Raw genomic sequence first — 10,802 nt, 5'->3', positions numbered from 1 at the left:
TGAACGTTTACACCACGTTCCCTTAATATTTCAGATATATCACGATAACTCAATGCATATCTTAGATAGTAGCCAACGGCTACAGTGATAACATCCTTGTTAAATTGTTTATATCTGAAATAGTTCATACAGAAGACTTCTTTTTGTTAAAATTATACTATAAATTCAACTTTGCAACAGAACCGTATTGAGTATCAACCCGTTACTTATTACGGACAGAAAAATGAACAGATTAGACAATATAATCGTGGCGAATTATCAGAAGTATATAACGATAAAGAGAAAGAACAAGCACAAAATGAAATTAGATTACTTGTTCAAAACGCTAATGATCAAGTAAGCAAAAATGAACATAGTTATTCTATTTTATTTAATAGATATCAACGTGATGTTGGCTATATAGAGGCGAAAGAAACACTAAAAAATACGTTTGATAATGCGTCTACCTTTGGTCGTAAAATTCAAAATGACTTACTTAAAAATGAAATTAAGAGACGTCAATTAGAATTTTATGCTGACAATTATGATACTAATTATCAATTTAGAAGAGATATTGAAACTAAAGGATATAGTCAACAAGAGTTTATTAATACTGTTAAATCTAACTATAAAGAATTACTCAATGAAAAGAATAAATTAGAAAGTAGAGAAGAAAAACGTAAAGAAATTTATCAATCAGCTAAAGATGTTTATTTAACTGAAAGTGAGAAAAATAATATAATTGTTCAGCAAATGTACCCTAAATCTCATAAACAATTTAGTAATGATGAGAAAGCATTTATTGTTGATGAGGCACAAAAAGGTAACTTTATAAAAGCAACTCATGTTCAATATCAATTTAAACAAAATAACAATATTCCTAATGATATATTGCTAGAAAATACTTATAAAAAAGCGAGTAAAGATATTTTCTTTAGTCAAAGATATCTCAAAAATTTAGAAAAAAATACCTTTGAATATAACGTTGAGTTGCAATTTATTAAGGAAAAAGAAAAAAATTGATAGTTATAAAGAACATATTGATGATGATTTAAGAATAGATATAGGCGATAAAAACTTTGAAAAAATCAAAGACCAAACCCCTAATGAGAAAGTTCAATTACTTATCAAACTTGAAAAATATAACAATGTCGATCAAAAAGAAGTTATCAAAAAACATATTAATCAAGTGGATAGAAATGATCATGACAATCATAATGAACATGAAAATGAACAATCTAATCATATTCATTTACCAACGATAAACGCTAGTGACTTCCTTATGTATTATGCGAATGAAACTGAAAAACAAAACAATATTAATCATAAGAAAAAGAAGAAGAAACAAGATAGAAATAACCAAATAAGAAGATAGCAGGCCGCTGAAATGATACAAAGTCCATTCTTTAGTAATAAGAAAGTGAACCAATGTGATACATTAACTTTGGTTTAAAGAAAACATTTAAAATTCATGATTATATGCCAACCATTAGACTATTTTTTGAGTTTGTTAAAAGTTCCGAGGCTCAACGTCAATAAAGCAATTGGAATAAAGCACCTATGATTATTAAAAAAAATAAGTTATAATATATTCAAAAATATTTTTGAATGAGGTGTAATTATGATTCAGACTATTGTAACTGCTGCTATTCTTTATATTGTGACAGCATTAGACTTATTAGTGATTTTATTAATGTTCTTTGCTAGAGCAAAGACTAGGAAAGAATATCGCGATATTTATATTGGTCAATATGTAGGATCTGTGACATTGATTGTCATAAGTTTATTCTTTGCCTTTGTCTTAAATTATGTTCCTGAAAAATGGATATTAGGATTATTAGGGTTAATACCGATTTATTTAGGAATTAAAGTGGCTATTTATGGTGATAGTGACGGAGAAGAGAGAGCTAAAAAAGAATTGAATGAAAAAGGATTGTCTAAACTAGTTGGTACGATTGCAATTATTACCATAGCAAGTTGTGGCGCTGATAATATTGGTGTATTTGTTCCCTATTTTGTGACATTAAGTGTTACTAATTTATTAATTACTTTGTTTGTCTTTTTAATTTTAATTTTCGTCTTGGTATTTACTGCACAAAAATTAGCTAATATTCCAGGAGTTGGAGAAATTGTTGAGAAATTTGGTCGTTGGATTATGGCTGTTATTTATATAGCTTTAGGTTTATTTATCATTATAGAAAATGACACTATTCAAACAATTTTAGGATTTATATTTTAATTTAGGGTGTGATTTTATATGAGCTATAAAAATGCTTGTGATGTGATCTGTGTACATGAGGATAAAGTTAACAATGCCTTAAGTTTTTTAGAAGATGATAAATCTAAGAAATTACTTAACATTTTAGAAAAGATTTGTGATGAGAAGAAATTGAAAATTATATTATCTTTGATTAAAGAAGATGAGTTGTGTGTTTGTGATATTTCTTTGATATTGAAAATGAGTGTTGCTTCAACTTCACATCATTTAAGACTTTTATATAAAAATGATGTGCTTGATTTTTATAAAAAGGGAAAGATGGCATATTATTTTATTAAAGACGATGAAATAAGAGAGTTTTTCTCTAAAAATCAGGAGGGTTTTTGAAACGAGTGAAACGAGTTTCTTCTTGTCTTGATACTATAAAATAAGCAAAGATATAACATAAAATGACTTATCGGAAGTAGATATGCTTGTATATTCTCAGATGGTATAATAATAGGGTCGCCTATCTCTCAGGCGTCAAATTTAGACGCAGAGAGGAGGTGCATTACTTTGCTAATCATTTTCGTTCACATCATAGCGCCAGTCATCAGTGGCTGTGCTGTTGCGTATTATACTTATTGGCTTAGTAAACGCAACAAATAATTAATAGGCGACTTATAAGCCAGCATCGAAAAAATCCCCACACTATTGCAGTAGTGTGGGGATTGGTGCATTAATTGTTAATCATTTTCGTTATCTAAATTATAACACTGGTAAGTAGAGAAATGCAAAAAGGTTATATTTGAAGTAGGAGGAGTATCATTGATTAGTATTACAAGGTGTAGTATAGAAATATTTAAGTATTTGTATTCAGAATTTAGTTTTCCATTATTGATAATGGGGATTATAATCATATTTTATAAACAGATAAAAAATATACTTAATGATTTAACTAAATTATATATCAATTGGAATGGTAGTTCTATTGGAATAGAACGAGAGAAAAAAGAAACTGTTGAATTGATGCAAGTGTTATTAAAAGATAAAGTGAACAGTGAAGGTAAGTCGGTTATTTATGAAGGACATAGGGGTTCAGGTAGTGAAGGATTAGATGCTTATGATCCTATGTATTTTTCTAATCTAATTACTAGTAAAATATTTTTAATTAATCAAGTAGAAAAGCATAATAAGTTTTTTATAGCTGAAAAACTCTTTGAAGGTTATGAAAATAAATGTATGGAAAAATATGGAACAAATTATCATGGGGCTATAATTGAAACAAGAGATGAAAATAAAATATTAATTGATGAAACGATACGTAAATTTTACTTTTTAACGAAAGACATGGAAAAAGAGAATGAATATTTGAGCTTAGATGATTTAAATAAATTTAGACTTTTAATTTTTGCAGTTACAAATTGATAATAGTTAATTTAAGGTACACCCTAATCATACGTATATAGCTGTTGAATTTATAGCAACTTGCCATTGCTATTTGAGAATGTTTTAACTTTATAAATAAGAAAGAGAAGTGCAAATATTAGTTGTACCTCTCTTTCTTATTTATAAAACAATTTGAATAATTGCAATAATAATTAAAATACTGATGATCCATTTTTGTACAAAACTAGGGACTTTTTCACCTAATTTTAAGCCTAACGGAGCGAAAATAATACTCCCTATTATTAAAAATAACGCGTCTTCTAAAGGAATGTAACCTTGTATAAGTTTAATGATAAAGGCGCCAATTGAAGATATAAAGGCAATTACTATACTATTAGCAACCACCGTATTCATTGGTAATTTGAATAAAACTAATAATATAGGAATAATAATAAAGGCGCCGCCTGCTCCAACTATACCCGAAATGATGCCAACGAAAAGACCCACAATAACCAATAAAGGCTTATTAAAGGAAGATTGGTCTGAACTAGGTTTTACGTTAATAAACATTAATATTAATGCAAGTAAAGCAATGATAATATACACCATATTTACAAATGTAGCATCAAATAAATTTGCTAGCAAAGCCCCTAACATGCTCCCTATAATCATACCTCCTCCCATATAAAGGACCAACTGGGGTGAGAATTCTGGTTTTTTTCTTGCTTTCAAAGAGCCACTTAAGGTACTGAAAAAGACTTGGCTAGAAGTAAGTCCTGATGCGATATACGCGCTATATGCAGGAGCCCCAAATAGTGGCGGTAACAATAAAATGGCTGGGTAAATAATAATAGCGCCACCGATACCTACTAGACCCGAAATAAAGCCTCCGAATACCCCAATAAGTAACATCATAATAACAGTTGAAATATCCATTATTTACTTTTTACCAATAAGTTAACGGCTTCATTAATCAATTCTTCAGAATTTTCACCATTATCCTCTGCTGTCTTTACACATTCTATTAAATTTTCACTAATGATAATCCCCATCAAACGTTGGATTGAACTTTTTGATGCACTGATTTGAGTAATGACATCTTTACAATCTTTTTCTTCTTCCATCATTTTAATAACTCCATTGAGTTGACCTTGTATTCTATTAATACGATTAATCATTTTTTTATCATAATGCATAGTTATTTCCTCCACTTTTAATTGAATAAAGTCATAATAATAGATAGAACCAAAAATGTCAAATACCCCATTGGGTATTTGACACGCTATAAACAATCAGTTAACATACCCTTATAGGTATTTAACAGGAGGTTATTATGAAACAATATAATGAAAAACATATTAATGATTTAAGTAAATCAGAATTAGAAAAATTAACTTCTCAAGGTCAATTGATTGATGTAAGAACACAAGAAGAATATGAATTGGGGCACATCAATGGTTCCACACTGCATCCTGTAGATGAGATTGAGTCGTTCAATAAAGACAAAAATAAAACCTATTATGTACACTGTAAAAGTGGTAACAGAAGTGCTAAAGCTAGTAAATATTTAGCTGAACAAGGTTATGACGTTGTAAATTTAGACGGCGGCTATAAAGCTTATGAAGAAAAAAACGTCAGCGATGATACAAAAGAAGAAAACACAAATGTAGAAATTAAAGCAGAGCGTAAACAATTAAACTATAGTGGTCTTCAATGTCCAGGCCCTATTGTAAATATCAGTAAAGAAGTAAAAAATATTCAAGAAGGTGACCAAATTGAGGTTACAGTCACAGATCCAGGATTCGCAAGTGATATTAAAAGCTGGGCGAAACAAACGGGACACACATTAGTAAAACTTGATGGGGGTGACAATGAAATTAAAGCGATTATTCAAAAAGAACAACCCAAAGATTTAGAAGTGAGTCATACGTCTAAAGGCACTACAATTGTACTATTTAGTGGAGAATTAGATAAAGCAGTGGCAGCAATGATTATTGCGAATGGTGCTAAAGCTGCAGGAAGAGATGTAACCATCTTTTTCACTTTCTGGGGACTTAACGCGTTGAAAAAAGCGCAAACAGCTAACGTTAAAAAGAAAGGTATCGCAAAAATGTTTGATTTTATGTTGCCAAAAACACCCTTGAAAATGCCACTCTCTAAAATGAATATGTTCGGTTTAGGTAATATCATGATGCGCTACGTAATGAAAAAGAAAAATGTTGATTCATTACCATCACTTATCGACCAAGCAATCGACCAAGATATCAAATTAATCGCATGTACGATGAGCATGGATGTCATGGGCATTAAGAAAGAAGAATTAAGAGACGAAGTTGAGTACGGTGGTGTAGGCACTTATATAGGTGATACTGAAAACGCGAGTCATAATTTATTTATTTAATTAAATCTATTAAAATAAGGAGTTCTTTATATGTTTTTTAAACAATTTTACGATAACAATTTATCTCAAGCATCTTATTTAGTTGGCTGTCAACGCACAGGAGAGGCAATAATAATTGACCCTGTACGTGACTTAACAAAATATATGGAAGTTGCAGATAGCGAAGGTTTTACAATTACACAAGCTGCAGAAACCCATATCCACGCTGATTTTGCTTCAGGCATTAGAGATGTGGCAGAACAATTAAATGCAAACGTATATGTATCTGGCGAAGGTGACGATGAATTAAGTTATCGTAATATGCCAGAACAAACACATTTTGTTAAACATCAAGATATTATTCATGTAGGTAACATTAAATTAGAAGTATTGCATACACCTGGTCATACCCCGGAGAGTATCAGTTTCTTACTCACTGATGAAGGTGGCGGCTCAAGCGTTCCAATGGGCTTATTTAGTGGCGATTTTGTCTTTGTTGGTGATATCGGTAGACCTGATTTACTAGAAAAATCAGTTCAAATGGAAGGTTCTACAGAAGTTAGTGCGAAACAAATGTATCAATCTATAGAAAGTGTTAAAGATTTACCAGATTATATTCAAATTTGGCCAGGTCACGGTGCTGGAAGTCCTTGTGGTAAAGCATTAGGCGCCGTACCAATGTCTACGCTAGGTTACGAAAAAATTAATAACTGGGCATTTAATGTAACAGATGAATCTAAATTTGTTGAAACATTAACATCAAATCAACCAGCGCCACCCCATCACTTTGCACAGATGAAAAAAATTAATCAGTTTGGTATGAACATGTATCAACCATACGACGTTTTTCCTAGTTTAGATAATGCAAGAATAGCCTTTGATCTTCGTAGTAAAGAAGCCTTTCATGGTGGTCATACTGAAGGTACAATCAATATTCCTTACAACCAAAACTTCATTAACCAAATCGGTTGGTATTTAGACTATGAAAATAGTATAGATTTAATTGGTGATAAATCTACCGTTGAACAAGCAGCGCATACTTTACAATTAATTGGCTTTGATAATGTAGCAGGTTATCGTTTACCAAAATCAGAAATTTTAACCCAATCCATCCATAGCGTTGATATGACTGGTAAAGAAGAATATATACTTGACGTACGTAATGAAGAAGAGTGGAATAATGGGCACTTAGATCAAGCAGTCAATATTCCGCATGGTAAATTATTAAATGAAAATATTCCATTTAATAAAGAGGATAAAATATACGTACATTGTCAGTCAGGTGTTAGAAGTTCAATCGCCGTGGGTATCTTAGAAAACAAAGGATTTGAAAATGTCGTAAATATTAGAGAAGGCTATCAAGATTTTCCAGAATCATTAAAATAATTTAAGAGTGTACAGAAAATAACCATTTTCTGTACACTCTCTTTTTATATCTAGATATATATGTCATTTTCCTTATTATATTGCAGTAATTTTACTTAATAAATTGCAAAAGAATATATTTAATTATCCAAAATAAAAAACTGTGAATTATATAATTCACAGTTTTTTTAGTATTGGTTAATAACCATATCAGTATAGCCTTCTTCCTTTATTATTTAAATTTCATTGTTACTCCAGCCATGCGCTACTCCCCATACTTTCGATCGTTTGAAAATCAACAAATCACAAAAAATCAATAACATTAGAATACATATTCCTTTGCAAAATTTCATAACATCTCCCCTTAAAAACCACTCTTTCTATGGTATATTTTAATAATTTTTAACTGGCTTTTTAGCCAATAATCCATCCATAATAGAAATTGTTAATTTTCATCTAATGTTCACCTCTAAATAAAGCCCAATCCTGTCAGGGATTGAGCTTTACATATTACTTCACAATGATAACAGGAATTTCAGAACGTTTTGCCACTTTATGACTGACGCTTCCTAAAACCATTTCCTGCAAACTATTTAAACCACGAGATCCTAAAATAACTGCTTGATAATCACCACTATTTGCCACTTCCACAACTTTCTCAGCTGGGATACCATGTGCTATTTTCACTTCATATTTTACATTGTTTTCTATAAATACTTCGGTAATATAAGATAATTTCTCTTCTCTTTCGTTAGTAAGGCTCTTACCTTGCTTGCCATGTAATACGTCGGACTTTGATTCATCTACATCAACAATTGTAAGAATCGTCACAATCGTTTGTTCACCTATAAAATTTAAAACTTCCTTTGCTGAGCGTAAACTATTCTCTGAACCATCTACTGCTAATAAAATTGAATTATACATATAAAACACTCCTTTAATTTAAATGATTTTCATTGAGTTTGCTTAACTCTGATACAATTTTACGGCTATCCGAGTTGAGTTTTTCTACATGAACAATATTATTTTTTTCTTCGAATTTTCTAACTATGGTATCGATAGCATCAACAGCTGAATCATCCCATAGATGTGCGTCATTGAAATTTAATTCTATTTTACTATTTTCAATATTAAAGTTAATTTGCTCCATCATAGAGTCAATTGATACAAAGAATATTTGGCCTTTAAAAGACATACGATTGACTTTACCAAATTCTTCAGAAGTAACTTCAACTTTAGAAATCTTAGTCGCAAAGAATAAAGCACTGAAAACAACACCTACTACGACACCAATAGCCAAGTTATGTGTCATTAATACAATGATTACCGTTAATACCATAACGACTGCATCTGTTTTGGGAGCTTTTTGAATATACTTAAATGAAGTCCAATCAAAAGTTCCCACAGAGACCATAACCATTATCCCAGCTAAAATCGGCATTGGAATTTGGACTACTATTCCTCCAAGTACAATAATCATAAATATAAGTACGATACCCGCTGTAAATGTAGATAATCGACTATTTGCACCGGACTTAACATTGATGACTGATTGTCCAATCATAGCGCAACCACCCATTCCGCCAAATAAACCAGTTATTATATTAGCAATTCCTTGGCCACGTGATTCTCTATTCTTACTACTGTAAGTATCTGTCGCATCATCAACAATTTTAGCTGTTAGTAAGCTTTCAACCAATCCTACGATAGCCATAGATAATGAATAAGGGAAAATAATTTGAAGTGTTTCAAAATTAAAAGGGACATTAGGGATTAAGAAATGGGGTAAAGATTGTTTAATATCCCCTAAATCTCCTACAGTTCTTACATCAGAACCTGTGTACATATATAGTGCTGTTAAAACGATAATTGCTATAAGTGGTGCTGGTATAACTTTAAAAAATCTTGGAATTATATATACAATGAGTAATGTTACAATTACATATATATATGTTGATATTGATATTCCAAAGATATGTTCAATTTGAGACATAAAAATCATAATACCTAATGCATTCACAAAACCAATCATGACTGAATGAGGTATAAACTTCATTAAACGACCTACTTTAAGAAGACCTAAAATCAATTGAATGATTCCCATTAGTATAGTAGCAGCTAGTAAGTACTCTACACCATGGTCTTTAACAAGTGGCACAACTAGTAAGGCTACAGCCCCTGTTGCACCTGATATCATTGCTGCTCTACCACCTACAACAGCTGTAACAACAGCAATAATGAAAGAAGCATATAAGCCAACCATTGGATCTACACCAGCAATAATTGAGAATGCGATAGCTTCAGGGATTAAAGCTAAGGCAACTACAATACCTGCAAGTATGTTTTTACCAGGCTGGTTAAGCCATTCATATTTTAATTTTTCAACCATAACTTACTCTCCTTTTTATTTAATTATATGGTAAAGTATAACAGAAAAGTTTCATATGTATACCCCTTATTGAAACTTTATGTTATTATATGATTATAGGTGGTGTAATTAAATGAAATACGGTTATGTCAGACCAGTTATAATAAATGATGATGTTATCGAACAGAAAAAGAAAATATCGATTTATACAAATGATATTTTAGAAGAGACACATGCAAATAATAAAAGAAGAACTGAGTTAGATATTCTGTTAAACTCAAAATTAACTGATGGTGATATATTATATGTTACGGATTTATGTATACTTGCAGACTCTACGAAGCATTTAGTGGATATATTGGACTATCTTTCGAAAGAAGATATTTCTTTATATGTTATTAACTTAAATCGTTATATATATAAAAATATTCAAGGTGAATTCCTAGAAATATTACATGATATTACAGATTTCCAAAGTGATATTGTTAAATTTAGAACACGTATAGGACTAGAAAATTATTCAAAAGAAGGAAAAAATTTAGGTAGACCAAAACGAGATGATAAAAATCTTAGAGATGCAATAGAAATGTATATGAGCAAAAAATATACTTTGGATGAGATAAAAGAACAGACAAATATAAGTAGAGCAACTTTGTATCGTCATCTAGATAAATAAGAGGTGATGAACGTTGTTAAAACAAGATTTAGTGTATAATGTGCTATTATCGATTAGAGAAGAAGAAAGTATAGATTTTAAAACGTTAAATGTGAGTGAAAAAACTTTTTTATTAGCACTCGAGAGTATAGCGAGGCAAGATTTAGCTAAAAATGTAGAACTGTTTTATAATAAATGTTTTCCGATTTGTGGGACAATAAGATACGCAGAGTTAACAGAAAAAGGACGTAAAAATATTTCTGCACATCAAATAGAGTCCGGGACATAAAGTTCTTGGATAAGTGAAAAAAAGACAATTTCTATTGAAATAATATAGAAATTGTCTTTTTTATAAATTTTTTGATTATTTTCAGCTCGTTGAGCTACTACTTTTCTTATATTAAGTGCCATTAATACAAAACCAAGTTCTCTTTTGACTTTATTGAGTCCTCGGACAGACATCCGAGTG

Annotated in this window: 12 protein-coding genes and 3 pseudogenes; 9 read left to right on the top strand and 6 right to left on the bottom strand. The window is 30.7% G+C overall.

From position 1 onward, the window contains the following. Positions 1-128, bottom strand: a pseudogene (locus BDW31_RS11850) (IS6 family transposase); the annotation flags it as partial. 46 nt (positions 129-174) lie between these two features. Here BDW31_RS11850 and BDW31_RS11845 point away from each other — a divergent pair. The 5 genes and pseudogenes from BDW31_RS11845 to BDW31_RS11825 form a co-directional block, all read left to right on the top strand. Continuing rightward, positions 175-1,354, top strand: a pseudogene (locus BDW31_RS11845) (MobA/MobL family protein); the annotation flags it as partial. Between the two features lie 246 nt (positions 1,355-1,600). Beyond that, entirely contained in the window at positions 1,601-2,218 is a 618-nt protein-coding gene (locus tag BDW31_RS11840; RefSeq protein WP_002454671.1) for a CadD family cadmium resistance transporter, read from the top strand. A gap of 18 nt (positions 2,219-2,236) precedes the next feature. After that, a complete protein-coding gene (locus tag BDW31_RS11835) occupies positions 2,237-2,584 on the top strand; it encodes an ArsR/SmtB family transcription factor (RefSeq protein WP_002467551.1) in 348 nt (115 codons plus the stop codon). A gap of 168 nt (positions 2,585-2,752) precedes the next feature. Beyond that, the gene (locus tag BDW31_RS11830; protein ID WP_001791613.1) at positions 2,753-2,845 is read left to right on the top strand and encodes a type I toxin-antitoxin system Fst family toxin; all 93 of its coding nucleotides are present in this window, start codon (positions 2,753-2,755) and stop codon (positions 2,843-2,845) included. 159 nt (positions 2,846-3,004) lie between these two features. Then, a complete protein-coding gene (locus BDW31_RS11825; RefSeq protein WP_053025635.1) occupies positions 3,005-3,604 on the top strand; it encodes a hypothetical protein in 600 nt (199 codons plus the stop codon). A gap of 141 nt (positions 3,605-3,745) precedes the next feature. Here BDW31_RS11825 and BDW31_RS11820 read toward each other — a convergent pair whose 3' ends face one another. Both BDW31_RS11820 and cstR read right to left on the bottom strand, forming a co-directional pair. Continuing rightward, positions 3,746-4,501: a sulfite exporter TauE/SafE family protein gene (locus tag BDW31_RS11820; protein WP_049432286.1), complete on the bottom strand. Its 756-nt coding sequence runs from the start codon at positions 4,499-4,501 to the stop codon at positions 3,746-3,748. Next, positions 4,501-4,761 (bottom strand): persulfide-sensing transcriptional repressor CstR, encoded by a 261-nt coding sequence (cstR, locus tag BDW31_RS11815; protein ID WP_012816717.1) that lies wholly within the window; start codon positions 4,759-4,761, stop codon positions 4,501-4,503. Before cstR ends, BDW31_RS11820 begins: the two co-directional genes overlap by 1 nt. A 137-nt stretch (positions 4,762-4,898) precedes the next feature. Between cstR and cstA the strand changes: the two genes are divergently transcribed. Then, on the top strand, positions 4,899-5,966 hold the full coding sequence (cstA, locus tag BDW31_RS11810; protein ID WP_012816716.1) for a persulfide response sulfurtransferase CstA: 1,068 nt from the start codon (positions 4,899-4,901) through the stop codon (positions 5,964-5,966). Positions 5,967-5,996: 30 nt separating this feature from the next. Continuing rightward, on the top strand, positions 5,997-7,331 hold the full coding sequence (gene cstB, locus BDW31_RS11805; protein WP_012816715.1) for a persulfide dioxygenase-sulfurtransferase CstB: 1,335 nt from the start codon (positions 5,997-5,999) through the stop codon (positions 7,329-7,331). A 489-nt stretch (positions 7,332-7,820) separates the two neighbouring features. Here the strand turns inward: cstB and BDW31_RS11800 are convergent, their stop codons facing one another. Further along, positions 7,821-8,234: a universal stress protein gene (locus tag BDW31_RS11800; protein WP_002458489.1), complete on the bottom strand. Its 414-nt coding sequence runs from the start codon at positions 8,232-8,234 to the stop codon at positions 7,821-7,823. 13 nt (positions 8,235-8,247) lie between these two features. After that, positions 8,248-9,699, bottom strand: a complete 1,452-nt coding sequence (locus BDW31_RS11795) for a SulP family inorganic anion transporter (protein ID WP_012816714.1) — start codon at positions 9,697-9,699, stop codon at positions 8,248-8,250. Between the two features lie 112 nt (positions 9,700-9,811). On the opposite strand from BDW31_RS11795, the gene BDW31_RS11790 reads away from it, so the two are divergent. Together BDW31_RS11790 and BDW31_RS11785 are read left to right on the top strand one after the other, a co-directional pair. Beyond that, positions 9,812-10,354, top strand: a complete 543-nt coding sequence (locus BDW31_RS11790; RefSeq protein WP_002458491.1) for a recombinase family protein — start codon at positions 9,812-9,814, stop codon at positions 10,352-10,354. A 13-nt stretch (positions 10,355-10,367) separates the two neighbouring features. Then, on the top strand, positions 10,368-10,622 hold the full coding sequence (locus tag BDW31_RS11785) for a hypothetical protein (protein ID WP_110709670.1): 255 nt from the start codon (positions 10,368-10,370) through the stop codon (positions 10,620-10,622). On the opposite strand, the pseudogene BDW31_RS12585 reads toward BDW31_RS11785, so the two are convergent. Beyond that, a pseudogene (locus BDW31_RS12585) lies at positions 10,606-10,802 on the bottom strand (IS5/IS1182 family transposase); the annotation flags it as partial. The gene BDW31_RS11785 and the pseudogene BDW31_RS12585 overlap by 17 nt on opposite strands.

Origin of the sequence: Staphylococcus sp. AtHG25, assembly GCF_003217445.1 — a bacterium.
Taxonomy (GTDB): domain Bacteria; phylum Bacillota; class Bacilli; order Staphylococcales; family Staphylococcaceae; genus Staphylococcus; species Staphylococcus haemolyticus.
This window is presented reverse-complemented; position numbering and strand designations above follow the sequence as displayed.

Excerpts from the sequence above, each read along its gene's own strand:
- BDW31_RS11800 (WP_002458489.1), bottom strand. The coding sequence starts at position 8,234 with ATGTATAATTCAATTTTATTAGCAGTAGATGGTTCAGAGAATAGTTTA.
- BDW31_RS11835 (WP_002467551.1), top strand. The coding sequence starts at position 2,237 with ATGAGCTATAAAAATGCTTGTGATGTGATCTGTGTACATGAGGATAAA.
- cstB (WP_012816715.1), top strand. The coding sequence starts at position 5,997 with ATGTTTTTTAAACAATTTTACGATAACAATTTATCTCAAGCATCTTAT.
- BDW31_RS11820 (WP_049432286.1), bottom strand. The coding sequence starts at position 4,501 with ATGGATATTTCAACTGTTATTATGATGTTACTTATTGGGGTATTCGGA.
- cstA (WP_012816716.1), top strand. The coding sequence starts at position 4,899 with ATGAAACAATATAATGAAAAACATATTAATGATTTAAGTAAATCAGAA.
- BDW31_RS11840 (WP_002454671.1), top strand. The coding sequence starts at position 1,601 with ATGATTCAGACTATTGTAACTGCTGCTATTCTTTATATTGTGACAGCA.
- cstR (WP_012816717.1), bottom strand. The coding sequence starts at position 4,761 with ATGCATTATGATAAAAAAATGATTAATCGTATTAATAGAATACAAGGT.
- BDW31_RS11795 (WP_012816714.1), bottom strand. The coding sequence starts at position 9,699 with ATGGTTGAAAAATTAAAATATGAATGGCTTAACCAGCCTGGTAAAAAC.
- BDW31_RS11790 (WP_002458491.1), top strand. The coding sequence starts at position 9,812 with ATGAAATACGGTTATGTCAGACCAGTTATAATAAATGATGATGTTATC.